25 protein-coding genes are annotated in these 25,676 nt (G+C 66.7%); 11 read left to right on the forward strand and 14 right to left on the reverse strand.

The annotated features are described in order from the left end of the window. Nucleotides 1-43: 43 nt before the first annotated feature. The gene (locus ACKAE7_RS08130) at nucleotides 44-1,873 is read right to left on the reverse strand and encodes an SARP family transcriptional regulator (RefSeq protein WP_408978900.1); all 1,830 of its coding nucleotides are present in this window, start codon (nucleotides 1,871-1,873) and stop codon (nucleotides 44-46) included. A gap of 118 nt (nucleotides 1,874-1,991) precedes the next feature. Here ACKAE7_RS08130 and ACKAE7_RS08135 point away from each other — a divergent pair, with 118 nt between their 5' ends. Continuing rightward, complete coding sequence (locus tag ACKAE7_RS08135) at nucleotides 1,992-2,153, forward strand: hypothetical protein (RefSeq protein ID WP_188730503.1); 162 nt, start codon at nucleotides 1,992-1,994, stop codon at nucleotides 2,151-2,153. A 157-nt stretch (nucleotides 2,154-2,310) separates the two neighbouring features. On the opposite strand, the gene ACKAE7_RS08140 is transcribed toward ACKAE7_RS08135, so the two are convergent. After that, the gene (locus ACKAE7_RS08140; RefSeq protein WP_408978901.1) at nucleotides 2,311-3,045 is read right to left on the reverse strand and encodes a FadR/GntR family transcriptional regulator; all 735 of its coding nucleotides are present in this window, start codon (nucleotides 3,043-3,045) and stop codon (nucleotides 2,311-2,313) included. A 187-nt stretch (nucleotides 3,046-3,232) separates the two neighbouring features. On the opposite strand from ACKAE7_RS08140, the gene ACKAE7_RS08145 reads away from it, so the two are divergent. After that, complete coding sequence (locus ACKAE7_RS08145; RefSeq protein ID WP_188730499.1) at nucleotides 3,233-3,778, forward strand: gluconokinase; 546 nt, start codon at nucleotides 3,233-3,235, stop codon at nucleotides 3,776-3,778. Between the two features lie 41 nt (nucleotides 3,779-3,819). Continuing rightward, nucleotides 3,820-5,223 carry a GntP family permease gene (locus tag ACKAE7_RS08150; RefSeq protein ID WP_188730497.1) on the forward strand — a complete coding sequence of 468 codons (1,404 nt, stop codon included), beginning with the start codon at nucleotides 3,820-3,822 and terminating at the stop codon, nucleotides 5,221-5,223. A 150-nt stretch (nucleotides 5,224-5,373) separates the two neighbouring features. Here the strand turns inward: ACKAE7_RS08150 and ACKAE7_RS08155 are convergent, their stop codons facing one another. Both ACKAE7_RS08155 and ACKAE7_RS08160 read right to left on the reverse strand, forming a co-directional pair. Continuing rightward, complete coding sequence (locus tag ACKAE7_RS08155) at nucleotides 5,374-6,168, reverse strand: GAF domain-containing protein (RefSeq protein WP_408978902.1); 795 nt, start codon at nucleotides 6,166-6,168, stop codon at nucleotides 5,374-5,376. A 176-nt stretch (nucleotides 6,169-6,344) separates the two neighbouring features. Beyond that, nucleotides 6,345-6,728 (reverse strand): TfoX/Sxy family protein, encoded by a 384-nt coding sequence (locus tag ACKAE7_RS08160; RefSeq protein WP_408978903.1) that lies wholly within the window; start codon nucleotides 6,726-6,728, stop codon nucleotides 6,345-6,347. 162 nt (nucleotides 6,729-6,890) lie between these two features. Between ACKAE7_RS08160 and ACKAE7_RS08165 the strand changes: the two genes are divergently transcribed. Continuing rightward, nucleotides 6,891-7,712, forward strand: a complete 822-nt coding sequence (locus ACKAE7_RS08165) for an SDR family NAD(P)-dependent oxidoreductase (RefSeq protein ID WP_408978904.1) — start codon at nucleotides 6,891-6,893, stop codon at nucleotides 7,710-7,712. A 101-nt stretch (nucleotides 7,713-7,813) separates the two neighbouring features. Here the strand turns inward: ACKAE7_RS08165 and ACKAE7_RS08170 are convergent, their stop codons facing one another. Together ACKAE7_RS08170 and ACKAE7_RS08175 are read right to left on the reverse strand one after the other, a co-directional pair. Continuing rightward, on the reverse strand, nucleotides 7,814-8,443 hold the full coding sequence (locus ACKAE7_RS08170; RefSeq protein WP_408978905.1) for an FMN-binding negative transcriptional regulator: 630 nt from the start codon (nucleotides 8,441-8,443) through the stop codon (nucleotides 7,814-7,816). A 9-nt stretch (nucleotides 8,444-8,452) separates the two neighbouring features. Further along, nucleotides 8,453-9,421 (reverse strand): DMT family transporter, encoded by a 969-nt coding sequence (locus tag ACKAE7_RS08175; RefSeq protein ID WP_408978906.1) that lies wholly within the window; start codon nucleotides 9,419-9,421, stop codon nucleotides 8,453-8,455. Here ACKAE7_RS08175 and ACKAE7_RS08180 point away from each other — a divergent pair. Continuing rightward, nucleotides 9,420-10,832, forward strand: coding sequence for a PLP-dependent aminotransferase family protein (locus ACKAE7_RS08180; RefSeq protein WP_408978907.1), 1,413 nt, complete (start codon nucleotides 9,420-9,422; stop codon nucleotides 10,830-10,832). The genes ACKAE7_RS08175 and ACKAE7_RS08180 overlap by 2 nt on opposite strands. Here the strand turns inward: ACKAE7_RS08180 and ACKAE7_RS08185 are convergent. Continuing rightward, entirely contained in the window at nucleotides 10,829-11,332 is a 504-nt protein-coding gene (locus ACKAE7_RS08185) for a hypothetical protein (protein WP_408978908.1), read from the reverse strand. The genes ACKAE7_RS08180 and ACKAE7_RS08185 overlap by 4 nt on opposite strands. A 238-nt stretch (nucleotides 11,333-11,570) precedes the next feature. Here ACKAE7_RS08185 and ACKAE7_RS08190 point away from each other — a divergent pair, with 238 nt between their 5' ends. From ACKAE7_RS08190 to ACKAE7_RS08200, 3 genes are all read left to right on the forward strand, one after another. After that, entirely contained in the window at nucleotides 11,571-14,531 is a 2,961-nt protein-coding gene (locus ACKAE7_RS08190; RefSeq protein ID WP_408978909.1) for a BTAD domain-containing putative transcriptional regulator, read from the forward strand. 191 nt (nucleotides 14,532-14,722) lie between these two features. Continuing rightward, the gene (locus tag ACKAE7_RS08195) at nucleotides 14,723-16,156 is read left to right on the forward strand and encodes an amino acid permease (RefSeq protein ID WP_408978910.1); all 1,434 of its coding nucleotides are present in this window, start codon (nucleotides 14,723-14,725) and stop codon (nucleotides 16,154-16,156) included. Nucleotides 16,157-16,316: 160 nt separating this feature from the next. Continuing rightward, nucleotides 16,317-17,084, forward strand: a complete 768-nt coding sequence (locus ACKAE7_RS08200; RefSeq protein ID WP_408978915.1) for an IclR family transcriptional regulator — start codon at nucleotides 16,317-16,319, stop codon at nucleotides 17,082-17,084. Here the strand turns inward: ACKAE7_RS08200 and ACKAE7_RS08205 are convergent. From ACKAE7_RS08205 to ACKAE7_RS08215, 3 genes are all read right to left on the reverse strand, one after another. Beyond that, a complete protein-coding gene (locus ACKAE7_RS08205) occupies nucleotides 17,081-17,845 on the reverse strand; it encodes an IclR family transcriptional regulator (protein WP_408978911.1) in 765 nt (254 codons plus the stop codon). The genes ACKAE7_RS08200 and ACKAE7_RS08205 overlap by 4 nt on opposite strands. Before the next feature lie 188 nt (nucleotides 17,846-18,033). Beyond that, on the reverse strand, nucleotides 18,034-18,786 hold the full coding sequence (locus ACKAE7_RS08210; protein WP_408978912.1) for a cyclase family protein: 753 nt from the start codon (nucleotides 18,784-18,786) through the stop codon (nucleotides 18,034-18,036). Then, nucleotides 18,783-19,262 carry a hypothetical protein gene (locus ACKAE7_RS08215; RefSeq protein ID WP_408978913.1) on the reverse strand — a complete coding sequence of 160 codons (480 nt, stop codon included), beginning with the start codon at nucleotides 19,260-19,262 and terminating at the stop codon, nucleotides 18,783-18,785. Before ACKAE7_RS08215 ends, ACKAE7_RS08210 begins: the two co-directional genes overlap by 4 nt. A gap of 98 nt (nucleotides 19,263-19,360) precedes the next feature. On the opposite strand from ACKAE7_RS08215, the gene mmuM reads away from it, so the two are divergent. Beyond that, nucleotides 19,361-20,326 carry a homocysteine S-methyltransferase gene (mmuM, locus tag ACKAE7_RS08220; protein WP_408978916.1) on the forward strand — a complete coding sequence of 322 codons (966 nt, stop codon included), beginning with the start codon at nucleotides 19,361-19,363 and terminating at the stop codon, nucleotides 20,324-20,326. A 28-nt stretch (nucleotides 20,327-20,354) separates the two neighbouring features. Here the strand turns inward: mmuM and ACKAE7_RS08225 are convergent, their stop codons facing one another. Beyond that, nucleotides 20,355-20,606 (reverse strand): hypothetical protein, encoded by a 252-nt coding sequence (locus ACKAE7_RS08225; RefSeq protein WP_190610890.1) that lies wholly within the window; start codon nucleotides 20,604-20,606, stop codon nucleotides 20,355-20,357. A gap of 39 nt (nucleotides 20,607-20,645) precedes the next feature. After that, nucleotides 20,646-21,197, reverse strand: coding sequence for a dihydrofolate reductase family protein (locus ACKAE7_RS08230; protein ID WP_190610887.1), 552 nt, complete (start codon nucleotides 21,195-21,197; stop codon nucleotides 20,646-20,648). A gap of 210 nt (nucleotides 21,198-21,407) precedes the next feature. Between ACKAE7_RS08230 and ACKAE7_RS08235 the strand changes: the two genes are divergently transcribed. Continuing rightward, on the forward strand, nucleotides 21,408-21,818 hold the full coding sequence (locus ACKAE7_RS08235; RefSeq protein WP_188809136.1) for a hypothetical protein: 411 nt from the start codon (nucleotides 21,408-21,410) through the stop codon (nucleotides 21,816-21,818). Nucleotides 21,819-21,841: 23 nt separating this feature from the next. Here the strand turns inward: ACKAE7_RS08235 and ACKAE7_RS08240 are convergent, their stop codons facing one another. Both ACKAE7_RS08240 and ACKAE7_RS08245 read right to left on the reverse strand, forming a co-directional pair. Continuing rightward, nucleotides 21,842-24,058: an EAL domain-containing protein gene (locus ACKAE7_RS08240; protein ID WP_408978914.1), complete on the reverse strand. Its 2,217-nt coding sequence runs from the start codon at nucleotides 24,056-24,058 to the stop codon at nucleotides 21,842-21,844. A 173-nt stretch (nucleotides 24,059-24,231) separates the two neighbouring features. Beyond that, nucleotides 24,232-24,501, reverse strand: coding sequence for a GlsB/YeaQ/YmgE family stress response membrane protein (locus tag ACKAE7_RS08245; protein WP_174175383.1), 270 nt, complete (start codon nucleotides 24,499-24,501; stop codon nucleotides 24,232-24,234). A 225-nt stretch (nucleotides 24,502-24,726) separates the two neighbouring features. On the opposite strand from ACKAE7_RS08245, the gene ACKAE7_RS08250 reads away from it, so the two are divergent. Next, entirely contained in the window at nucleotides 24,727-25,593 is an 867-nt protein-coding gene (locus ACKAE7_RS08250) for an HAD family hydrolase (RefSeq protein WP_188730466.1), read from the forward strand. Nucleotides 25,594-25,676: the final 83 nt, after the last annotated feature.

Below are 25,676 nucleotides of genomic sequence, written 5' to 3' on the forward strand. Positions count from 1 at the left end.
AGCCGCTGTTATCCGTCGCGTTCCTGCACGGCCCAGCTTTTGCTCAATGCGGCAGTGCCTGCCGCAACGGGCCCACCCGGTGGCGCTCCGCCAGGAACGCCGCCAGTGCGGGGTTATCGATCTCCCTCGCCAGCCAGGGAACTGCCTGTGCCGCAGCTTCGTCGCCGAGGACAGCCCGGTGGGACTGCCCCCGCACCACGAATTCCCGCATCCCGCTCCGGCTCGCCAGCTCTACCAGCTGCTCCACGAACGCGGCCGCACGGGGAGACCGGCTGGCAATGGAAACCTCCGCCGCCGTATCCAGAAGCCGGGCGGAGTACCAGAGGTACCAGGGTGTGGGTTCGAGGCCCCGGTCTATCCAGTGCTCGGCTGCTGCCAGATCGCCGTGCACCATCAGGAGCCGTGCTTCGGCTCCGGCGGCCAGGGCCATGTAGCAGTGATCGCCGGCGAGCTCCGCCATCACCCACGACCGGTCAACCAGGGCCGCGGCCTTCTCCACCTGCCCTGCGGCAAGGTACGTCTCTCCCCGCACGCCGGCAACAAACGGTTCAAACGCCGTCCAGTGTTCCTCCGCAATCCACGCCTGCGCCCGGTCCAGGGAGTCAGCCGCCTGCTCCAGTTCCCCGCGGAGCAGCCGTACCCTGCCCAGCAGTGCCTCGCTGAAGGCCTGCTGCCGGCGGTTCCGCACGGCCTTCGCCAGCTTTCCGGACTCCGTCAGGGCCGTCACGGCGTCCCCGTACCGTGCGGTGTCTGAGGCCAGCATGCCCTGGATGGCCAGGATTCTCGCCTGTTCGTCGGGGAATCCCCTGGCCGCCAGCATGGCCCGGTCCAGCCACCCGGCAGCCCGGTCCGGCACACCCCTTTGGACGGACAGGTAGCCCAGCTCGCGGTATGCGGCGGCGGCCGTTCGGGAGGCGCCGTCGGGCCCTTCCGCCTGGAGTGCACGGTGCAGGAAGTCCGCCACCTCGGCGCCGCGGCCGCCCGCCTGATGGATCAGGGCGCCGGACAAGGTGACCAGGGACTCGGCGATCAGGTGAGCGTCGCCAATGCGCTGCGCCAGCACCACCGCGAGCCGCAGCTGGTCCAGCCCCCGGTCCACCGCACCCGCCCACAATGACGCGCCGCCGGCGTCGAGGTAGGAACGCACCGTCGCCGCGGTGGCCGGCATTCCAGGGTCCGTCTCCGGCGCAGCAGCGGACAGCGCACGCCGGATTTCCGCGGGCAGCGGCAAGCCCAGCTCCTGCCGGTAGAGGGCGCCGCACGCGCTGACATGCCTGCGGGCCCGGCGGTGCTCACCCAAAGCCACCAGCGCCTTGACCAGGACAGCGTTGCAGTCCGCATGGAAGGGATCCCGGTGCAGAGCCAGGGTGGCCAGCTCAGCGGCCTCGCCGGGAGCATCCGACGCCAAGGCGGCCAGCGCGGCCTCGTACAGCAGGGACTGGACCACATTGTCCAGCCGGAAGCGCTGGTCCGCCAGCCAGGAATCGAAGACGGGGCAATCGGCGAAGGACAGTCCCTCCAGCAACTGGCCGGTGAAGCCGCGGGGGTCCAGGCCGGGCTTGGCGGCCGAGCCCACCACTTCGAGTGCGTCGCAGCGCCACGGCGGCTGAAGCACCAGCCGCAAAGGATCGCCGGCCACTGTGACGCCGTCAAGGGTCCGCCGCAGCTCGGACAGGTTCCAGCGCAGGGCACCGAGCGGGTCGGCGGCATCCGGAAACAAGAGCGACGCCGTGCGGGACCGGCCGGTGCCCTCGGCCTGCAGCGCGAGGTATGCCAGCACCGCCCAGGCCTTGCGGCCTCTGGGCTGCAGAAGAGCTGCGTCGGGGGACTCGACCGCGGGCGGACCAAGGAGCCGAATCAAATACTCGGCCATACGGCCCATGGTACGCCGCCGGAACAGCGGCGTCTGCGGGCCTCACACGCTTGGTCACACGCGGCCCGCACACACTGAAATCGCCCAACCGGCACACCATCACGAGAGGTACAAAACCATGGAATTGCTCGGCATCCTGCTCTTTGGACTCTGGGTTCTGATTGTCACTGTCTGCGTTGTCCTGACCGACGGCCGGGGCCACACGCCCGAGATCCGGTCCACGGATCCGTGGTCCGTAGGCAACCTTCCCAGTGAGCCATACGCGTCGCTGCGGATGTAGGTTCCACAGTCCCAGCCACCGGGAACAATGCGTCCATAACCACCAGGGCGCTCACCATTCGCGGTCCTGGTCCGTACAGACGGTGCTGGCAAGCGCCGTCTATGCGGGCCAGGGCCGTCCTTGTGGGAAGTCACCCGGGCAGCTCCAGCGCAGGGACTTAAGCCAGGCCCATCGCTTCCCGCACTTCATCCAGGATGTGGTGCATGGCCGATTCAGCCACGGCCGTATCTCCGCGCGCCACTGCTGCCGCCACGTCCTCGTGCGCCTGAAGTGCCTCGTCCCGGGGCTTGAACGGCATAAGTCCCTGCTGGGTCCGGCTGGTCAGCACTTCCGCCACCATGCCTTCCAGCGCCTGGAACATCTCGTTCCCGCAGCTTCGCAGGAGCAGCTGGTGGAACTCGATGTCCGCGGCCAGGAACCCCCGGAGGTCGCCGGCTTCACCCAGCCGCCGCAGCTCAGCCCCGAGGGCAACGAGCTGGGCCCGTTCCGAGGCGCTGGCACGCCGGGCCGCACCGGCGGCGGCGATGGGTTCGACGGCGATGCGCAGCTCGGTGAGGCTGCTGTACTGGAGCTCGCGCCGGTCTGACGCCAGCCGCCAGCGCACCAGCTTCGGATCAAAAACGTTCCACAGGGACCGGTCCTGGACCACAATGCCCACGCGCCGCCGCGAGTAGACCAGGTTCATGGATTCCAGGACCTTCATGGTGTCCCTGGCTACGGTCCGCGATATCCCGTACTCCTGCTGCAGCCCTTCAAGGGTGAGCCGGCTGCCGGGGGCCAGGTTGCCGGAAGCGATGGCAACCCCCACCGCCTCAAGGACCCGCTCATGCATCGCGGGGGAGGCCCCGCCGTCGTGCGCTTTATCCGCGCCCTCATCTGTCGCCGTCGACATTCTGTCCGCCTCTCCTGCGCCGCAGCGCCTTCCCAGAATACCGGGAAAGCGAGGAAAGGTATGACCTGTAACACGAAAAGATAGTATCTTTCCGGCAAAAGGTGATACCTTATGGCGTAGCCCACTTCTTGACGGGCCCACAGCGAGCTTCTTCGAAAGCCAAAGACGTCTTCTCCGGAGGTATGACATGCAGTATCCCCCCACGCACCTTGTGGTCATGGGCGTTGCCGGCTCAGGCAAAACCACCCTCGCGGCCGCCCTGTCCTCGCAGCTGGGCTGGGCGTGCGCCGAAGCGGACGAGTTCCACCCTGAAGCCAACATCACCAAGATGACGCAGGGCATTGCGCTCCAGGACGAGGACCGCTGGCCCTGGCTGCAGGAAATCCGCACCTGGATGACCGCCCAGGCGCAGGCCGGCTGCAGCACCGTCCTGACATGCTCCGCCCTCAAGAAGAGCTACCGCAAGCTCCTCTCCGAAGCGGAAGGCCGCGTGGTCTTCCTCCACCTCGACGGCGGCGCGGACCTGATCGGCCAGCGCATGCAGGGCCGGGCGGGCCACTTCATGCCGCCCACCCTGCTGCCCAGCCAGCTTGCCACCCTGGAGCCGCTCAGCCAGGAAGAGCTCGACGCCGGCAGCCTCCGCCTGGACATCTCGCAGTCGCCTGAGCAGCTGGTCGCCGCCGTCGTGCAGGCTCTGCAGCTTCCCACCGGCCAGGCGCCCTGCGCGCCCTGACCGCCCCCTAAACCCCCAAAGTACTGTTTCAAAGGAGAACCATGACCATCGAAGGATGGACCCAAACACTGGGCGCAGGACCCCTGCTGCTCATCGCGGGAGCCGCGATCCTCGTCCTGCTGTTCCTGATCATCAAGCTGCGGATGCACGCCCTGATCGCCCTGATCCTCATCAGCCTCGCCACCGCCTTCGCCACCGGCATTCCCGCCAACCAGGTGGTCCCGGTGCTGATCAACGGTTTTGGCACCACCCTCGGCACGGTGGCACTCCTGGTGGGCCTGGGCGCCATGCTCGGCCGCATCGTGGAAACCAGCGGCGGCGCCAAGGTGCTGGCCGACTACCTTATCGGCGTCTTCGGTGAAAAGCGTGCCCCCTTTGCGCTGGGCCTGGCCTCCCTGATCTTCGGCTTCCCCATCTTCTTCGACGCCGGACTGGTGGTCATGCTGCCGGTCGTCTTCGCAGTGGCCCACCGCCTGGGCGGGGGAGTGCTCCGCTACGGCCTGCCCGCCGCGGGCGCGTTCTCCGTGATGCACATCTTCCTGCCCCCGCACCCGGGTCCGGTTTCCGCGTCCGCGTTCTTCGACGCCAACATCGGCCTGGTCACCCTCGCCGGCCTGATCGTCGCCATCCCCACCTGGTACGTCACCGCCTACCTCTTCGGCCTCTACACCGGCAAGAAGCTGGTCCTTCCCGTGCCGGAAATCCTGGGCCACGCCTCAGCCGAAGCGGAATCCAACCCGCCGCGCTTCCGCACCGTGGTGGGCCTGCTGCTCCTGCCGCTGGTCCTGATCTTCATGAACACCGGGCTGAACACCCTGGCTTCCTCCGGCGTGCTCGCCGAAGGCGTCAAGGACGAGCAGTGGTACCAGGTCCTGCGGACGCTGGGTGAAACCCCGGTGGCGCTGCTGATCTCGGTGCTGGTGGCCCTGTTCGTGCTGGGCAGCAAGCGCGGCAAGGACGCCGGAGCCCTCGAGAAGCTCCTCGAATCCTCGCTCGGCCCGGTCTGCTCCGTCATCCTGATCACCGGTGCCGGCGGCATGTTCGGTGGCGTCCTGCGCACCTCCGGCATCGGCCAGGCACTCGCCGACGTCCTGGGCGACCTGGGCATCCCGCTCATCCTGGCCGGCTTCCTGATCTCCAGCATCCTGCGCATCGCCCAGGGATCCGCCACCGTTGCACTGACCACCACCGCGGGCCTGATCGCCCCGGCTGTGGCCCTGGCCGGACTGAACGGCATGCAGGTGGCCGCCATGGTGATCGCCGTGGCCGCCGGCTCCGTGGTGGTCTCCCACGTGAACGACTCCGGCTTCTGGCTGGTGGGCCGCTTCTTCGGCATGGACGTCAAGACCACGCTGAAGACCTGGACCGTTATGGAAACCCTCATCGGTGTGATGGGCTTCGCCATCGCGGCCGTGATCTTCCTGGTGGCCGGAGTGGCGGGCTAGCAGCATTCCCATCCACGGCTGACTGGACAACAGCGGCGGGGCGGGCAGCAGAAATGCTGGCCGCCCCGCCGTCGTCGTACCTGGAGACTTTAGGCCGAGCCGCCCGGGGCGGGGTGGACCGGCTAACTGGGCCAGGCGGGGTGGGCGGTGCTAGGTGCGGGCGTCGATGTCCTTCTGGACTACCGCGGCGAGTGTCCGCAGCACCTGCTGGTCGGACGGGGAGAAGGTCCTGGGCTGCTGGTCAATGACGCAGAGCGTTCCGATGTTCCAGCCCCGCGGCCCGTGCAGGGGGTAGCCGGCATAGAAGCGGATGTAGGGCTCGCCTGTGACCAGCGGATTGGAGGCGAAGCGGTCATCGGCGAGGGTGTCGTTGATGACCAGCATCGAGTTCCGCTCCACCGTTTCCGTGCAGAGGGCAATGACGCGGGGAGCCTCCTCGCGCAGCGGCCCGACGGCCGACTTGAAGAACTGGGCATCCTCGGCGATCAGGGATAGCGATGCGGCGCCCACGCCGAAGAACTTCCAGGCGGCGGCAACAACGCGGTCGTACACTTCCTCCGGGCCGGTGTACAGAAGGTCCGTCTCGTGGAGTGACTTCAGGCGTTCCGCTTCTGCCCGCTCCGGGGAAAGCAGGGATTTGCCGGCGGCACCCAGGGCGGCAAGCGCGTCTTCTTTGCCCGGTTTCTGGCCCGCCGGCGGGTGTCCGGGGTTGCCACTCTCAGGCTTCACGGGGCGGAGCCGCCGCCGTCCTGCCTTGAGTTCCTTCACTGCATCAGGCCCGCGTTCGATCGCTGGCAGGGCCAGGGCTTCATGAAGGTAGGCGTCCAGTTCGAACGCAGAACAGGGCGACCTGCCGAAGTAGGAAGGCCAGAGCTTCTGTGGATCCAAGCCGATTGTGGCAGCGAGTTCGAGCCGCCGCTTCACCTCTTTGTCGATTGCGTCCACCTCCCAGATGACGCGTTACTGGGGTCCGCGTACTCTGTAGTTGCAAAAGCCATGTTGATAAGCTTACTTAGTAATTGCGGTCCCGGCTACCTGGGAGGTTCGGGGGCTTTCGGGGTGCCGCAGAAACGACACAGCTGCGCCGGCGCCACGCCGCCGCCTATGGCCGCGTTGCAGGGCTACTTGCCGGGGGTACGGGTCTTGCTCTTGGGTTCTTTCGGCGGCATGCCCGCCACGTGCTCATAGGCTTTGTGGATCCATGCTTTGGCGCGGGCGTCGTCGCCGTCGCCTTCCTCGTTCCAGATCTCCGGGAGGCCGGTGTACTCGCGCATCGGCCGGTCCGCCGGGCCGAACGGGACGGTTCGCTCGCTGCTTTCGAGCTGCTGCCTGTTCTCCGGGGAGAGCCGGATGCCGATGGTGCCCCCGAAAAGCCCTGCGAACATGTTGCCGTTGACGAACGCGCCCAGGTTGCCGAACATCGGCTTCACCGACACGTCCGGTACGTCCGGGACCAGGGACCGGAAGCGCTCCTTGTCAGCGTCCGTCGCTTTGGGCATCTCCATTGCTTCCCCCTGGGATCGGACGGCTGGGTGCGGTGCCTGCTGGTGTGTGCAGGATATGCCCTGCGGGGTGGGCCGGGGAACACCCGCCGGTCCGCCGTCGTTGTGCCGGTAGGCAGCGCGCCCACACCGGGCGCCGGACGTTCCCCAACCAAAGGACACCCCTTGACCCCTCGCACCATCGTGATCACCGGCGCCAGCGACGGCATCGGCGCAGCAGCCGCGCGTACCCTGGCCAGGGCAGGGGACCAGGTGGTCGTCGTCGGCCGCTCGGAGGAAAAGACGCGGGCCATTGCCAAGGAGCTGGACGCCGACTACTTTGTCAGCGACTTCTCCGAGCTCGCCCAGGTCCGCACCCTGGCCGCGCAGCTGGAGTCCGACTACCCGCGCATCGATGTCCTGGCCAATAACGCCGGCGGTATCATGGGCAAGCGCACCCTCACCGTGGACGGCAACGAATCAACGTTCCAGATCAACCACCTGGCGCCGTTCCTCCTCACCACGCTGCTGATGGAGACTCTGGTTGCCAGCAATGCCAAGGTGATCAACACCTCCAGCGGAGCCAACAGCTTCGGCAAGCTGGACCTGTTTGACCTCAAATCCGAGCAGGGGTACTCCACCAACCGCGCCTACGGCACCGGCAAGCTCGCCAACATCCTCTTCACGTCCGAACTGCACCGCCGCTTCGGCGAGCAGGGAATTACGACGGCGGCGTTCCACCCCGGCGTTGTGCGCACCAACTTCGCGGCGGACTCTACCAGCCCGTTCCGGCACGCTTACAAGACCCTGCTGAACCGCTTCATGCTGACCCCGGACCAGGGTGCCGACACCCTGCTGTGGCTGATCAACGGCACTGCGGGCAAGGACTGGATCTCCGGTGCGTACTACTACAAGCGCGCGCTGGCCAAGGCCAACCCCCAGGCTTACGACGCCGAGCTGGCCCGCCGCCTGTGGGAGCAGAGCGAGGAACTGGTCAAGGCCGATTAAGTTCTAGCCCTCGCAGCCGGTGACGTCACGGAGGTGCTGGGGATAGTAACTGGGTAGCGCTAAGTGTCGTTATGGGTCGTCAAAACGACACTTAGCGCTACCTAGTTGGGCCGGGGGCGCGCCTGCTCTACATCCGCCGCGGCCTCCGTCTGACCCATGGCTATGAGGCCCGCCACTACACCGTCCACGTCCGCTTCCGGCCGGTTCTGGCTCAGCTTGGCCTTGGCCTCAATCCGGGTGATGACAAGTTCCAGCCCCACGATGGCCCGCAACTGCCCGGCAATGAAGCGCTCCGGTGCGTCGTCCACGTCCCAGGGGTGGTCGAAGCCGGACTCGTGCACTCCGGTGAGCCGCCGGACCTGCCGGTCCAGCCAGGCCGGATCGTCATGGATCACCAGCCGCCCGTACACGTGCGCTGTGGTGTAGTTCCAGGTGGGGACAACCCGCCCGTGCTCGGCCTTGGAGGCGTACCAGGACGGGGAAATGTAGGCATCCGAACCTTGAATAATGGCGAGGGCCTCCCCGACGGCGGGCGCGGACCACTGCGTGTTGTTCCGCGCCACGTGTCCCTGCAGTGCGCCGAACTCACCGGCGTCGGGGTCGTAGACAAACGGCAGGAGTGTCGCCACGAGGCCCTCCGGGGTCATGGTGACCAGGTTCGCCGCACCCGGCCTGGTGAGCAGGTGCTGCACGGTTTCAGGGACAGCGGCGAAGTGGGCTGGAATGTACATGGGTTAGTCCTATACTGGCTGGCTTGATGCGGGATGAAGTTCGGGGGATGAGGTCGGGGCGGGCTTGAGCCGAACCCGGACAGCGGCGGCGGCACACAGGATGACGGCCAGCCCGCCCAGGACCGTGGACCAGGTCAGGGCCTCACCCAGCAGGACGGCCGCCCAGCAGATGGTGAGGACGGGCTGGATGAGCTGGATCTGGCTGACCCGTGCGATGGGGCCGATGGCCAGGCCGCGGTACCAGGCGAAGAATCCCAGGAACATGCTCACTACGGCGAGGTACCCGAACGCTGCCCACTGCGCGGGGGTTGCTGACGGCGGCTGCTGGGCAGCGGAGGCGGCAGCCAGGACCAGCATCAACGGCGAGGCGAGGACCAGCGCCCACGAGATGGTCTGCCAGGAGCCGAGTTCCCGGGCCAGCAGGCCGCCTTCCGCGTAGCCGATGGCGGCGGCCACCACGGAACCGAGGAGCAGCAGGTCTGCCCAGTGGAGGACGCCAAGGCCGCCGGACTGGACGGATGCGAAGACGGTCACCGCAAGGGCGCCCACACCGCTGACGAGCCAGAACGCCGCTGGTGGGCGTTCCCGCCCGCGAAGGACGGCCGCGGTGGCCGTCGCGGCAGGGAGCAGGGCGATGACAACGGCGCCGTGGCTTGCGGCGGTGCTGGTCAGGGCAAAGGAGGTGAGTAGCGGAAAGCCAATGACGACGCCGGCCGCCACGACCGCCACACGGAACCATTGCGTCCCGCGGGGGAGCGCCTGCCGGGTAAGTGCCAGTGCCGCACCCGCCAAAGCAGCCGCCACTACTGCCCTGCCTGACCCGATAAAGAGCGGCGCCAGGCCTGCGACCGCCACTTTGGTGAACGGGACCGTGAGCGAGAATGCCGCGACTCCAAGGAGACCGAGCCACAAGCCGGCTGAGCTGGAGTGGGATAACGCTGTACGCCGATGAAGAGTAGCGCTACTATTGTCTCTCATGGACAACGATAGCAGTTCGCGGATTGTGGCGCATCTGAGATCCTGGATGGCCACTGCGGCGCCGGGCGCGAAACTGCCCTCCACGCGGTCCCTGGTGGCCGACTATCAGGCAAGTCCCGTCACGGTGCAGAAGGCCCTGCAGACCCTCACGGCGCAGGGGCTGATCGAGAGCCGGCCGGGCGTCGGGACCTTCGTGCGGGCGGTCCGCATGGCACGCCCCTCCGATTACGGCTGGCAGACGGCGGCCCTGCGCTCCCCGCTGGCGGCACTGCCACCAGCCTCCTCCACCATGCGGGAGGTGCCGCAGGACGCGATTTCCTTCCATTCGGGCTACCCTGCCAGGGAGCTCCTGCCCGAGCGGCTGGTCCGGGCAGCGCTCACGCGGGCCGCCCGCGGAGACGCGGCGCTGTCCCGGCCTCCCGCCGCGGGGATGCCGGAGCTGCAATCGTGGTTCGCGCATGAGCTCGGCGCGTCCACGCCCGCTGGGATAACTCCGCCCAACCCGAGCGACGTCGTCGTACTTCCTGGCAGCCAGAGCGGACTGAGCTCCATCTTCAGTGCCCTGGTGGGCAGGGGGCAGCCGCTGCTGATGGAGTCACCCTCCTACTGGGGTGCCATTTTGGCCGCCGCCCAGGCGGGGGTGCGGGTGGTGCCGGTGCCCAGCGGACCGGACGGGCCGGAACCGGGGGAGCTGGCCCGCGCCTTCGACGAATCAGGCGCCAGGGTTTTCTATGCGCAGCCCAACTACGCCAACCCCACGGGCGCGCAGTGGTCAGCGGAGACGCGCGACCAAGTCCTTGACGTGATCCGTGCCAAAGGTGCGTTCCTTGTGGAGGACGACTGGGCGCACGACTTTGGCATCAGCTCACACCCCGTGCCGGTCGCCTCCCGCGACGACTCCGGGCACGTCGTGTACCTGCGCTCGCTGACCAAGAGCGTCTCCACCTCCATCCGGGTGGCAGCACTGATTGCACGCGGTCCGGCGCGGGAGCGCATCCTCGCTGACAGGGCCGCGGAATCGATGTACGTTAGCGGGCTTCTGCAGGCGGCAGCGCTCGACGTCGTCACGCAGCCTGGGTGGCAGACGCACCTGCGCAGCCTGCGGCACCAGCTGGAGTCACGCCGGGACCTGCTGGTCACCAGTGTCCGGGAGCACATTCCGCAGGCGCACATTGAGCAGGTGCCGAAAGGGGGGCTTAACCTGTGGCTGCGGCTGCCCGACGGGACTGACCTGCAGCGGCTGGTCCGGGACTGCGAAGCTGGCGGCGTCATCGTCGCCCGCGGGGACGAATGGTTTCCGGCGGAACCGGCGGGTCCCTTTATCCGGCTCAACTTCTCGGGCACGAATCCGGGCGCCTTCCCCGAAGGCGCCCGGATCATTGGGCAGATGCTGGAGCGGAACCTGAGCTAGGACACCGGAGCCAGCAACTTGCAGAGATCGGTCACTTTGCCTTTCCCGGTGAACATGTCACCGACTTCATTCCCATCGGCGTCAAGAATCCAGTTGACGGTTCCGGCCGTGTAGTAGACCCCTGCAGGATGGTCGTTGATCTCAGGCACAGTGATGACATTGGTTCCAGTCGCGGTAAAGAGTACGTTGCCCTTGTCCAGGGGCCGGGTTGTTGTTGCCCCAGTGGCGATGTAAGTCCGAGAGTCCCCATCAGGTCCAGTAACTGTGACTCGCAAGCCTGGAGCTGTATAGATGTTCCGACCACCGGGAAGGTTGATTTCGCCAACCTTTCCCACCGCTGTGAAGGACAAGAAATTATCCTCGGATCCGGGACAAGGCGCGGTGTACTCATAAACAATCGGTTGAGGAACGGGGGTAGCTGCGACCGCAGGCACAGGTGCGACGAGCGCTGCTGCGGCAAGGGCAGCGGGAGCCAATATGCGAGTGCTGCTGGTTTTCATCGGATCTTCCTTTCAGATGTACTCGGTGTGAGTGGCTCAAGAGTGGCCCTGGGGGCTTAATGGAGCCTTAATCCAACGGCTAACTCTGGATCCAGCACGGGCCCGGGAGCATGATGGGGGTGATGTCGCTCCTCGGGGCGCGTTAGGACGGGGCGGGCGCCAGGGGCCGCTGGTCGGAAAACGCCACGGGATAGGGCACAGCCCGATTCCGTGGCCGGTCAGTGAGGGGTGCTCGGCGATGGGCGCGCTGTGGATCAGGGCACTGGGTCCGTTGGAGGTGATCGCTGACGGCGTCCAGGTTCCCGTCAGCAGCCGCAATCTGCGTATTGTCCTCGAATGCCTGACGTTGCGGGCGAACTCAGTGGTACCCGCCGATTTCCTGGCTGAAGTCCTCTGGGACGGCCACCCGCCCTCTCGTCCGGGCCCGCAGCTGCAGGTGCACGTCGCGAACCTGCGGAACCTGCTTGAGCCCAACCGTCTTAAAGGGGTTGCTTCGCACCGCCTGGCCAGCCGGCCCGGCGGCTACCTCCTGGCTGTTGAAGACGACGAACTCGACCTGTTGCAGTTCCGCGCGCACGTTGCAGCCGGAGAACGTGCAGTAGAAGCGGGCCAACTTGCCGGCGGGGCGGTCCGCCTGCGCCAGGCCCTCGAATTGTTCGTGTGCCCTGCCTTTCCGGACCTTGCCGACATTGAGCTGCTGGTTCCAGACCTGGAAGAAGTGGAGGAGGCCCGGCTGGACACATACCAGGACCTCTTCGACGTTGAACTGGCACTGGGCCGCCACGCCACCGTTGTGGGGGAGCTGCACAGGCTGGTAACGCAGCATCGCTTCCGGGAGCGCTTGTGGGCGTCTTTGGTGCTTGCCTTATACCGCTCCGACCGGCAGGCAGACGCCCTTGCCGCCTGCCGGACGGCCAGGAAAACCTTTGCGGCCGAGCTGGGCATTGATCCCGGGGAACGCTTGCGGGAGCTGGAAACACTGGTGCTGCGTCAGGATGCATCCCTCGGGGCACCCGCCGTGAACGAAAAGCGCCGCGCCAGGCAGCGTCTCGACAACCTGCCTGCCGCACTCACCCCCATGGTGGGTCGGGATGCTGAACTGGGGGAGGTATGTTCGCTCTACCGCTCCGACGGATGCCGGCTTGTCACCGTCACAGGGGCGGGCGGGGCAGGGAAGACCCGTCTCGCGATGGCGGCGGCCGCACGCTTGGGTGAGCGCATGCCTGACGGCGCGGGCTGGGTTAATCTGTCCCCACTCACCCAGGTTGAGCAGGTGCCGGGGGCCATCGCGGCGGCACTCGGACTGGAGGCGCCGGCGGGCGAAGACCCGCTGAAAATCGCGTCCCGTTTTCTGCAAGCCCGCCGCCTGCTGCTGGTCCTGGACAACTTCGAGCACCTGGAAAACGCCTGGCCAGTGGTGCTGGACCTGCTCACCGCAGCCCCGGAGCTTCGGATCCTCACTACCAGCCGGAGGCGGCTGGGGTTGCGTCCTGAGTACGAATTTGAACTTGCACCACTTGAGCTGCCGCCCCTCGACCCGCCCCTGCCTCTGCACCGGTTGCGGGAGGTGCCTGCAATGAAGCTGCTCCTAAGCCGGGGCAGGGCGGTCCGCCCCCGTTTCACGGTGGATCCAGGAAACGCGACAGTCTTGACGCGGCTGTGCCACCGCCTTGACGGCCTGCCGCTGGCCATCGAACTGGCTGCAGCCCAACTGCGTCAGCTGAGCGAGCACGATCTCCTCGTTGACCTGGAAGCCAGCCTGGCCGCAGTGCCTGCCGCCTTCCGTGACCTTCCCGACCGGCAGCGAACTCTCACGGCCACAATGGAGTGGAGCTACCAGCTGCTGGAGGACCCGGAGCGCCTGTTCTTCGTCCAACTCGGAGTTTTCGCCAACGATCCGACGACCGAAGCGATTGACGCCGTGCGAGTCACCCTTCCCTTTGGCGCGCTTTCCACCGAAGAGCTGTTGTCCGCGCTCGCCCGCAACAGCCTGCTCCGGCGCTACACCGACCATGCAGGACGGCGGCGTGTGTCGCTGCTGCAATCCATCCGTGAATTTGCCCGTAACCGGCTGGCGCTGCTTCCCGAGCAACACGACGTGCGCCGGCGGCATGCCGAGTACTACCTTGCCCTGGCTGAGAGATTGGGTCCGCTATTGTGGGGTGCTGGCCAGGTGGAGGCGTTCCGAGTGCTTCACGCCGAAGCCCTCGACCTTCGCGCGGCACTGCTTTGGGCAGCAGGGCCGGGTGGTTCGACGGAACTGGCACTTCGGCTGGTGGGAGAGCTCTGGCATTACTGGGAACTCACTGGAGACGTTACCGAGCAGCAGCGAATAGCCGTGGAGCTCGTGGAGGCAACACCGGATGCGGCGCCGCAGCTTAGAGCACCAGCGCTTAGCGGAGCAGCCACGCTGACATGGACCCTGGGCAGGTATAACCAGGCGGCCCACCTCCACCGCCGTGCCCTTCAAGCGTTTGAAAAGTCCGGCAATAGCCCGGGTGTTGCGTGGACCATCCTGTGTCTGGCCGTGCAGGCAGCACAAAGTGGTGATTTCCCTACTGCCGAGCGGCTTACAGCGGAGGCCGTGTCCTATCCCGGCGCCAGTCTTCGGGTCAGAATTGGGTCGCTGGTTGTCCTGTCCCGTCAGGCTTACTGTGCCGGGGACCATCCGCGGGCACTCGAACTGTGCAGGGCGTGCGCGGAATTGACCCGCCGCCTAGGGGACCGGTGGCTCCTGGGCGTTGTGCTTACCAATCTTGCAGAGAGCACCGAACAGGCCGGCGATTACGACGGTGCCGAGCTCCTGCTCATCGAAGCTATCAGCGCCTCACTCCAGCTAGGGGCGGAGGGCAACCTGGCCGCTTTCCTTGACTCATTGGGCGGCGTCTATGCGTCACAAAAACGCTATGACTTTGCCCTCCGCCTCCTCGCCACGGCGGACTCCTACCGTACACACCGCGGTATGTCGCTGGATCAGGCAGAACGACGACGAGTTGATGCCATTATCGACAAAGCCAGGGCTGAAGCCGGTCCCATCCGCTTCGGCCTTGCCTGGGCTGGCGGAGGCAGGCTTACGGTTCGGCAGGCGGTCAACGAGGTGCTCCAGCGCCAACCCGGACTCTCCGGCACCGTCGGGGGTTCAGCCCGATCAGCTTCCCCCGCCGTGGAATGCGCCACTGACCCGGCCCCGTGGTCCTGACGCCCGGCTTCGTGCCAATCGCAACCGCGTAACAGCGTGCAATATAAGCATGACCTCATGTATTTGATGACTATGAATTCGGCAGCCGTGCTACTTTCAACACTGCCGCCGCGCATATCTTCGGTGCCAAGGACCGGGACCAGGGGACTGCGCGCGCTCCCATTGCTGAGTCCGACCCTTTGGAGACGCCCGTGGAACCCACAACAGACGTGAAGCTGGATGCCCAGCCGGCCAGGCCCGCCGTGGCCGACTCCGGACTCCGCCGGTCCATGGGCCCGCGCCATCTGGTGATGATTGCCATGGGCGGCGTGATCGGCTCCGGACTGTTCCTCAGCTCCGGTTACACCATCTCCCAGGCCGGCCCGCTCGGCGCGGTCATCGCCTACCTCATCGGCGCCTTCGTGGTGTACCTGGTGATGGCCTGCCTGGGCGAACTCGCCATTGCCTACCCGGTGTCCGGTGCCTTCCACATCTACGCCGCCCGCTCCATCGGCCCCGCCACAGGATTCGCCACCGCCTGGCTGTACTGGCTGTGCTGGGCAGTGGCCATCGGCTCCGAGTTCACCGCCTCCGGCCTGCTCATGCAGCGCTGGTTCCCGGACGTGGAGGTCTGGGTATGGTGCCTGGTCTTCGCGGCCGTCCTCTTCGGCTTCAACGCCGTGTCCTCCAAGTTCTTCGGCGAGTCCGAGTTCTGGTTCGCCATCGTGAAGGTCGCTGCGATCATCGGCCTCATTGTTTTGGGTGGTGCGGCCCTGTTCGGTTTCCGGCCCCTCGGCGGCGGGGGCGAGCACCCCTTCCTGTTCGAGAACTTCGCCACCGAGGGCGGGCTGTTCCCCAACGGCTTCACCGGCGTCCTGGTCACCGTGCTCGCGGTTTTCTACGCCTTCTCCGGCTCGGAACTCATTGGGGTAGCTGCCGGCGAAACCAAGGACCCGGCCACCAGCATTCCCAAGGCCCTGCGCACCACCGTGATCCGCCTGCTCATCTTCTTCGTTGGAGCCATCGCCGTCATCGCCGCCACCATTCCGTACAACGAGGTAGGCCTGGACGAGAGCCCGTTCGTCACCGTCTTCTCAGCGATCGGCCTGCCGTTCGCCGCTGACATCATGAACTTCGTCATCATCACCGCGCTGCTCTCCGCCGGCAACAGCGGCCTGTTCTCCTGCGCCCGCATGCTCTACTCCCTCGCCGACGAAGGCCACGCCCCCCGCGCCTTCAAGAGGCTGACGCGCCGCGGCATCCCCCTCATAGCGCTCTCGGTGAGCATGGTGGGCGGCGTCGCATCGCTGATCAGCAGTGTGGTGGCCCCGGAAACGGTCTACCTGGTGCTGGTTTCCGTCGCAGGCTTCGCCGTGGTGGGCGTGTGGATGTCCATCACCGCCTCGCACTTCTTCCACCGCCGCGCGTTCGTCCGCAGCGGCGGTGACATCAGCACCCTCGCCTACAAGGCGCCGCTGTTCCCGCTGGTGCCCATCCTGGCGTTCTCGCTGTGCGTGATCTCCCTGATCGGCATCGCCCTCGATCCCACCCAGGCCGCCGCGCTCTACTTCGGCATCCCCTTTGTGGCCGCCTGCTACGCCTGGTTCCACTTCCGCTACGGCCGCAAGGCCGCTGCGGCGAGGTAGGCGCAGTAAAGGAGCGGACGACGGCGGCTGCCGGAACAGGTGCGTTGCGCACCTTCCCGGACGGGCGCCGTCGTCCTTTCCGCCGCAGGGCCCCACCGCCCCTGAGAGGCGGGGCGTGGAAGAATGGGACGTTGTGACCGGCCGGGAGGGGCAGATAAGCGTGGATTCTTCCGCTGAGGCGTCGTCAATGGCGCAGGGGCTCCGGATTGTCCGGCTGGTAGCTGATCGGGAGAAGCTGGGTCGCCAACTGCTGGGCGTTTCACAGCTGGCTGCCGAACTGGACATGGAGCAGAGCCGCGTCTCCCGCCTGGCGCAGGAACTGTGCGATCTCGGACTGTTGGAGCGCGTGGACCGCGGGCCGTTCCGGACAGGTCCGCGCTTTTTCAGCCTGGCCGCGGCACTGAACACGGGCTGGGTCCGGGAGGCAAAGACCGAACTTGAGGCGCTGGTCGCGGCGCTGGGACTGCGCGCCCGGCTTTCGGTCCGGGACGGCTACCGCGTGATCCTGGTCCGGGCCTCCAGCAACGACGCCATCCCCGGCAGCTTCGTCAAGCCCGGCATGGTGACTCCGGCCTGGTGCACCGGCGCCGGCCGGGCGCTGCTGTGGGACCTTGACCGGCCAGCGCTGGATGCCCTGCTGCAGGATGTGAACTACATCGGCATCGGGGGACCGGGGGCTGCCCACTCCACCGACGGGGTCTGGGACCTCATGGTCCGCGACCGTGGCGCGGGCTTCATCACCGCAGCCGAGGAATTCGAACACGACGTGCTGGAACTCGCAGTTCCTGTCCGCGACGCCGGCGGTGCCATCCTTGCCTCGCTGAGTGTGCTGGGCAGCAGCTCCGGAATCGGTCCGGATGCGGCAGCTGCGGCGGCTGCGCTCACCAGCGCTGCGGAACGGCTCAGATCCCGCGCGGGCGTCCGCTAGGGCTGCCGGTACCCGAGCCTCTGCTCAAGCCACTTTCCCCGGGCCACCAGAGCGTCCGCGCATGCCTCCCGGCGCGGTTCCAGGCGGTCCCTGATGCCAACGATCTGCAGCGCGGCCACCACGTCGCCCTTGAAATCCCGGACGGGGACGGCCAGGGAGTAGAGCCCCGGCTCGGCCTCCTCGTCCACGATCGAGTAGCCCCGCTTCCGGGCAGCTTCGCGCCGCGCCAGGAAATCGTCCACGCTGGTGGGCGTGTTGGGGCCGTGCCGCACAAACGCCACTTCCGCGAAGACGGTCCGGACTTCTGCTTCCGATGCCTCCCACAGCACGGCCTGCCCGGCGTCACTGCAGTACGCGGGGTAGGGCCGGCCCAGCCACGAGCCCACCAGGTTGCTGCTGGCCGGGACGCTTTCGCCGATGGTCACCGTGCTGTCCCCGTGAAGGACCCCCAGGAAACATGCCTCATCCGTTTCTCCCGCCAGCGCGTCCAAGGCGGTGCCGCCGTCGGACGCTAAACGGCGTTCGGTCAGCAGCTGCGCGTCAGTAAGGACGGACCAGTCCAGGCTGTAGGTGCGCTGGCTGGTCTTCCGGAGGAAACCCTCCTGTTCGGCGCTGCGGAGGCTGCGCGAGACCTGGCTGCGGTCCTTGCCAAGATCGGCGGCGATGTCCGCCACGGTTCCTCCGGGATACCCCGCTGCATGGCGTGCACCCAGGGCAAAGAGGGCCATGATTCCGCGGCCCATGCTGGAGGTTTTTGGCATGGAGTCGAGTCTAGTGGAGGTGCTTTCCCTGGCGGGGCTGCCGGGTGCTTCGCCGCTGGAGCGCCGGAATCGCCGGAACAGTGCCGGGACGCCGGAACGCCCCGGCGAGCACGCACACTTCCGGCGACTTCGGTGCAGGCCCGCGACGTCGGCTGAGGGGAGCCGAGGACAAGGCCGGCCCGCCGGGCTCAGCAGATGGCAAACACCCGCGCCGGGAAGCCGCTGCCGCCGAGGGGCTTTGGCCAGGAAGCGACGACGGCGGCGCCGGACTCCGGGAGTCCGTCCAGGTTGGCCATCAGTTCGATCTGCCAGCGGCCCTGGTCCAGGACGTACGTTTCCAGGCTGAAGTCCTGCCGGGACGTGGCCAGGCCGGGGTCGGTGTCCGTCTGCTCGTGGCCGACGGCGGCCACGGCACGCTGCTCAACCAGGAAGGAGAGCACTTCCCGGGACCAGCCGGGCGTGTGGCTCACGCCGTCGCTGTCCCGGTTGGCCATCGCCTCCGGATCGGGCCAGCGGCGGCTCCAGCCCGTACGGAGGGCCACAAAGGAACCCGGTGGGACGGTGCCGTTCCGGATCTCCCAGTCCTGTACGTCCTGCAAGGTGGGGGTGGCGTCCGGGTTGCCGGCCACCCGATCGCTGATGTCCAGGACCACCAGCGGAAGGATCATTTCCTCCACCGGAATCTGGTCCAGCGTCCGGCCGCCGCGGATGAAATGCGAGGGCGGATCCACGTGGGTTCCCCACTGGCCAACGATCGTGTAGCGGTGGGCGGTGAAGCCGTCACCCTTGTCCAGGTCGAAGAGGGCTTCGCGCTGCTCATCCGGAAAAGCGGCGAAGTGGGGCTGGCCCGGGTGGAACGCGTGCGTCAGGTCCACGAACTGCCTGCCGGCGATCACCGCCTGCAGGCCCTCCCAGAGCGAGGTGGTGCTGGTGTCCGTCATGATGCTGCGGCTCCTTCTGCCATGTGCGCTTCAGTCTTTGGTGCTTCTGTCACCGGTGCCAGTGCGGTACTGGAGACGCTGATGGGGCCGGTCACTTCAATGACCGGGACTTCCCAGGGGTGGATGTCCACGAGGTGGCGCATAAAACGTTCGACGGCGGCGTCCTCCAGTGAGGCGTCGAAATAGGTGGTGAAAACGAAGGTTGGCGAGAGGGTCTGCTCGCCCACGCGTCCCAGGGTGGGGTTGGCGCCCTCCGCAGTAGTGAAGCCCTCGAAACCGAGGCTGGACTCAAACACGTGCTTATAGTTGCCGAAGTCGCCGAGTTCCCGGAATTCGGCCAGGGCCTGCAGCAGGAGCGCGATGCCCGGGTCATCCCGGAAGGCGTCCGGCTCGCCCTTGGACAGTTGCCCGAAGGTGGTGCCGCTGATGGGCCAGTGCACGCGCAGCTTGCGTACCGGGTGAAGTTGAACGTCCAAGAACCCTGCCTCTTTCCTCCGCCGGGTGACGGCTGCCAGCCATCGTGACAGAAAGAAATAATCATTACAAGCATAGGCAAATGCGTATTATGACTACTATGCCTTCGACCATGCAGCTCTCGTCCTTGCTGGAATCCGGGGAACACCTCGTGACCGACGGCGCCCTGGCCACGGAACTCGAGGCCCGCGGCTGCAACCTCGACGATCCCCTGTGGTCGGCCAAAGTGCTGCTCGAAGACCCGCTCCTGATCAGGGACGTCCACCGCGACTACTTCTCCGCGGGTGCCAGGATTGCCACCACCGCCAGCTACCAGGCAACGCCGCAGGGATTTGCCCGGCGGGGGATGAGCGGGCAGGATGCCCTGGAGTTGGTGGCGTTGTCGGTCCGGCTGGCGGATGAGGCCCGCCGCGCCCATCTGGCTGCCACCCCGGGCGCAGGCGCGCTGCTCATCGCCGGGTCCGTGGGTCCTTACGGCGCCTACCTGGCAGACGGCTCGGAGTACCGCGGCGACTACATGCTGGGGAAAGAGGAGTTCATGGACTTCCACCGGCCAAGGGTCGCCGCACTCGTCGCTGCCGGTGTGGACTTCCTGGCCTGCGAGACGCTCCCGTCGTTCGCCGAAGCCGAGGCGCTGGCGGCACTCACAGAGGAGTTCGGCGTCGAATCCTGGTTCTCCTTCTCCCTGCGGGACGGCGCCCATGTCAGCGACGGCACCCCGCTCACGGCAGTGGCAGGTCTCCTTGACGCACACCCCCTGGTGGCCGCGATTGGCGTGAACTGCGTGCCGCTTCACCTGGTCACCCCCGCGCTCGCCGCCCTCCACAGCGCGACGGACAAGCCGCTGGTTGCCTACCCCAACTCAGGCGAAACCTATGATCCCGTCACCAAAACCTGGGGCCCAACCACTGCGCCCGGAGGGGGAAACGGGGACGCGCACCCCGTGGACCCCGCCGGCGGGGCCGCCACCTGGCTGAACCATGGCGCCCGCATCATCGGCGGATGCTGCCGCACGACGCCAGCGGACATCGCCGCCGTCGGACAGGCCATTGCCGCGCAGCGCTGAATCTGGGAGGCGCTGGACCTGACGGTCCTTAGCCGCCCTCTTCCTTGGTGTCCTTTTGATTGGTGTCCTTGTCCGGGGTGTCCTGTTCCTCCGCGTGTTCAGCCTTCTCCCGGGCCTCCTGCTGGTGCTGCTCAAGTTTCGCTTCGGCGTCCCTGCGCCGGTACCCGATGGACCGGGCCTGCTCCGGGGTGGGATGCCGGTGTTCCCGCTCCCAGGCATGGTCATTGACGCCAGTGCCGGGCACGGCCTCGTCGTCAGGCCCAATAATGTCTTTACCCATATCCAAACCCTGTCACAGTCGCGGGACGGTGAGTAGGGCCTACGCCCCAAGCCGCCCGTAGGTGCTGATCACGTTGCCCTTGCTGGTCCGGGACTGGTCCAGAAGCACAAGCCTTGTGGTGGGGTCGCCGTCCTGGAAGAGGCGCCGGCCGCTCCCTGCCACCACCGGGTGGGTCATGAGCGTCAAGGAATCCAGCAGGCCGGCGAACAGCAGCTGCCGCGTGATCGAGATGCTGCCGCACACGGCAATTTCCCCGCCGTCGGGCTCCTTGAGCCCCGCGACGAACTCCTCCAGCGGCGCGTCCATCAGCCGCGAGTTCTGCCACTCGAGAGGTTCCGCCAGGGTCCGCGACGCCACGAACTTCTCCACCGGGTTGATGAAGGCGGCAAAGTCCTCGTCCACGGGCGCGGTGGGCCAGTACCCGGCCCACTCCTGGTAGCTGATCCGGCCCAGCACCACCGTGTCCACCGTTTCCATCATGGTGGTCAGGCCGGCTCCCAGCTCGTCGTCAAAGCTGTCGAACTGGAACTTATAGGGATCGGACACCACGCCGTCCACGGAGTGGAACAGGCCGGCAGTGACTTTGCGCATGGGGACCTCCTGCAAGGCTTTGTGAGCGGACACGCCCCACGCTAGTGCGCCCCTTGAACCAGCGGAAGATCCCTGCAACAGCGGACGACGGCGGCCGCGCCAGTAACGTTCATCACTCGCCGAGGCGTCTTGCACGGTTTGGCTGATCCTGAGCCCCATACTTGTGGTGAGCGGCTGTTGCCGTACCCCGGCCAGGCAGGAGGAAAGTGCATGGAAACCCTGAAAAAGATCGTGAGCAACCAGTATTTTCCGGCCGCCGCAGTCCTTACTGCCGTGCTGCTGTTCTGGGCCGTGGGACTCCTGGGCGGGCTGTCCCTCCTGCACAACAACCAGCCTCCGCTGACCACCCTGACCTGGATGCTGTTTGTCTACGCGGCTGCGGTCCTCACCCCGCTGGCGGGCATCCTGGCCGCCGCCGACCTGCTCCGCCGCTGGCGCCGCAACCGCGACGCCGAAACGGCCTACGCCGGGTACCTGGAAGACCAAGATTCAATCGTCCAGCAGGTGGTGCCCGGGCATGCAGGCGAAGAACCGGCAGTCCAGCACGCAGCGCCGCCTGCACCCGCAGCATCCCAGCCGAAGAAAACCGCGAAACAGGCTGGCCGCAAGCAGGCCGCTTAGCCGGCCTCCCGCCGTCGTCCTTCCTACCGTTCCTTCAGTGCGGTGAGGGCTTCCTCCGCCTGCTGCAGCGCCTTCTCCATCCGCCGGCCCGGCTGCGGCAGCGAAAACAGGTATCCCTGCAGCGAATCGCACTCCAGGGCCGCAAGGTAATCCGCCTGCGCCGCCGTTTCCACACCTTCCGCGGTAACGGTCAAACCCAGGCTGTGGGCCATGTTGATCATGGAGCTGAGGATGGGCAGCCGCTCGCTTCCGGTGCGCACCATGGAGATGAAGGTCTTGTCGATCTTCACCGTGTCCACCGGCAGGTCCTGCAGCCTGCCCAGGGAGGAATAGCCGGTGCCAAAGTCGTCCAGGGCAACCCTGGCTCCCTCATCCCGCAGCGTGCTGAGCTGTTTGATGAGGCTGCAGTCGGCGTCGAAAAACACGCTCTCGGTGACCTCAAGGACCAGCTGGTAGGCGGCGACGCCGCTGGCTTCCGCAAGCCGGAGGACCGTCTGGGCAAACAGGGGATCCTGCAGCTGGACCCCCGAAACGTTCACGGCGAGCGACCGGGAAGGGTCCTCGCTCAGCCACGGTGCCAGCTGCACCATGCCCAGCGCCATCACTTCAGCGCCGATTTCGTTGATGAGCCCCGTGCGTTCGGCCAGAGGGATAAAGACCGACGGCGGGACGCGCCCGCCGTCCCTGTCCCACCGGGCCAGTGCCTCGAACGTGACCACCTGGCCCATGCGGTGGGAAACTATCGGCTGGAAATCCACCGTGATTTCGCCCCGGGCCACGGCCAGCTGCAGGCCGGCCTCCATGTGGGTCCGCTGCACCAGGGCCGTCATCATGTCCGGATGGAACCGCAGGAACCGGTTCTTGCCGGCGGCCTTCGCCGCATACATCGAGATGTCCGCCTGCCGGAGCAGCTCTGAGGCGCCCACGCTGTCCCGGCCCAGCGACGCGAGCCCCAGGCTGAGGCTCGGCCGCAGGACCGTGCCCTGGATGGTGACGGGAACGTGCAGGCACCGGACGATGCATTCGGCGATCGCATCCGCATCCGGGCAGGCGGTCAGGAGCACCACAAACTCGTCTCCGCCCAGCCGGGCCACCACATCGGCCGTGGGGGTGCAGCCACGGAGCCTCCGGGCCACTTCAACCAGCATGTCGTCGCCGGCCTGGTGGCCAAGGATGTCATTGACTTCCTTGAAGTCGTCCAAATCCAGGAGCAGGACGTCAACGGCCTTGAGCCGCGGTTCCCGCAGGGCATTAGCCAGGGCGTCGTTGAACACCGCCCTGTTGGCCAGTCCCGTCAGCGGGTCCTGGAACGCCATCGCCCGCAGCTTCTCGGCCTGCGCGGCCAGGTCAATCATGGCCTGGTGGGCTTGTTCCTGGGCCTGGCGCCGTGGCGTGACGTCCCGGAAACTCCACACCCGCCCCACGATTTTGTCGCCCACCCGCTGCGGCCGCGAATACCGTTCAAAGGTTCGCCCGTCCGTGAAGTCCAGGACGTCGTGGCTTTCTGCTGCAGGGTCATCCTCCAGCGCGCTCACCCGCGTGAGGAAGCCGGCGGGATCCGCAACCTGCTCGATGATAAGCCGCATGATGGGCTCTTCAGTGTCACCTTCCATGAGTGCCGGCGGGATGCCCCACATGGTGAGGAACTGGTCATTGAAACCGGCCACCCTGCCCTCAGAGCTCATCACCAGGATGCCGTCCGCGGTGGATTCCAGCGTGGCGGTCAGCAGGGACATCGCTTCCCGCAGGTCGGCGTCCGCGGCCTGGCGGTGGGAAGTGTCCCGGACCGAGAGCAGGAGCAGCGGATGCGCGCGGTCGCCGTCGTCCGGTCCCGGCTTCCCGTCCGGAGCTTGCCAAGCTCCCTCAGCCTGCGGAGGTGCTGGAGGGAAAAGCGGTGCCGCATCCCACAGCAACAATGATCCCGTTGCCTCGGCAGGGAATTCCGTTCCGTTGCTGTGCAGCCCGTAGATTTCCCGCGGCGGCGGATGGTCCCCGGGCAGGGCACGGAGCCGGGCGAAAAGCTGGTCCGCTTCGCTGCGGAAGCCTTCAGCGAGAAGTGTACGGTGGTCCCGCCCGGTTAGGTCGCTGGCCGTATAGCCGAACAGCCTCCCGGCTGCGGCGTTGGCCATCGCGATGCTGCCATCCGCCGCTATGGCCAGCAGCGCGTCCGGGCTCGCATCCAGGACAGTTCCGAAAGTTTCTGCTGCCGCACCCGTGCTGTGGTTCCAAGAATCAGTCAACACACCACCCCCCTCGGACATCATAGAGCGCAGAAGCTGAAATGGGGCCGGCTGCCCGGAACCGGTTCCGGGCGGACTGCTGCGGGCCCATTGGCGGTCCTTGCAGCGCCAACGCAAAAGCGCTGCCCCCGCATGGAGGACAGCGCTTTTTGGTTGTATGAATAAAGGGGCCGCTATGCCCGGCGGGAGCTGCGGTTAGTGACTGCACCATAAACCAGCAGCACGATGATTGAACCAAGAATTGCCAGCAGCCAGGTGCGGATATCGAAGAACTCGGCCAGGCCTCCGCCGAAGATCAGCGAACCGATCCAGCCGCCCAGGATGGCACCGACAACGCCGAGGACCAGGGTGACCACCCAGCCTCCGCCTTGGCGGCCGGGCAGGATGGCCTTTGCAATGGCTCCGGCGATCAGGCCCAAAATGAGAAATCCGAGAATGCCCATGTTGTCACTCCTTGTCAGTAAGTTGTGCCGGGCCCCCATTTCCGGTTCCATAATTCAATCAGCGTGCTTACTGCTCTGCAAGAGTTTGATTATCACGGGATGACTGTCAGTTTTGCCGGCTGGAATGCACCACTTCCGCTTATTGGTTGTGAATTCCCGCCCGGGCAGCAGGGGATCGGCTTCGATAGGATTGACTGTCCCCGCAACAAACCAAGGAGTTCCGGCATGTGCAGCCAGCAGACCACTCGGCCACGTGCCATCTTCCTCGACATCGACGGCACCTACGCGGACCACGGACTGGCGCCTGCCGCGCACGTCGACGCGGTCCGGACAGCACGCCGGCTGGGACACCTGGTTTTCGTCTGCACCGGGCGGCCGCTGTCCATGGTCCCAACCCACATCCTGGAAGCCGGCTTCGACGGCAGCATCACCGGCGCCGGCGCCCGGGTGGAGCTCGGGGGAGAAGTCCTGAAGGACACCCGCTTCGACCCGGACCTGGCAGCCCTCATCGTGGAAACACTGGACGCACATGGTGCCGCCTACATCCTGGAAGCACCCGAGGCGCTGCACGGCCGGACGGGCGTGGACCAGAGGCTGCGGGAGGTGCTCGGCCCTATCTTCGCCGGGCGCCCGCAGCACGACGGGGTCCTCAGCACCGATGTTGATCCCCTGGAGGACATCCTGGGGCCCATGCAGTACAGCGACGACCTCCGCTCCACGTCCTACGCCAAAATATCCTGCTTTGATTCCCCGGTTCCGCTGACGCAGCTGGTGGCGGGGCTCGGGCCGCAGGTGGGCCTGATTCCCAGTTCGTTGTCCGCCCTAGGCGACCGGGCCGGCGAGATCTTCATGGCCGGAACGCACAAGGCCGTGGGCATCCAGGTGGTGGAGGAGCACCTGGGCCTTGACCGCGCGGACATTGTGGCCATTGGGGACAGCGCCAACGACATTGAGATGCTGGAGTACGCAGGTGTGGGCATCGCCGTGGAAGGCGGACACCCTGCGGTGCTGGCCGTCGCGGACCGGACCACCGCCGGGCCGGCAGGCAACGGCGTGGCACTCGCTTTTGAAGAGCTGGGGCTGCTGGGCTGACCGGACTTCCTGGCGCGGGCCGTCAGGAAGTGAGCGGTGCGGGTTCGTGCACGGGCGCGTGTGCCGCAGCGCTGCCCGTGCCC

Source organism: Pseudarthrobacter sp. NKDBFgelt, assembly GCF_046097905.1.
Lineage (GTDB): Bacteria > Actinomycetota > Actinomycetes > Actinomycetales > Micrococcaceae > Arthrobacter > Arthrobacter polychromogenes.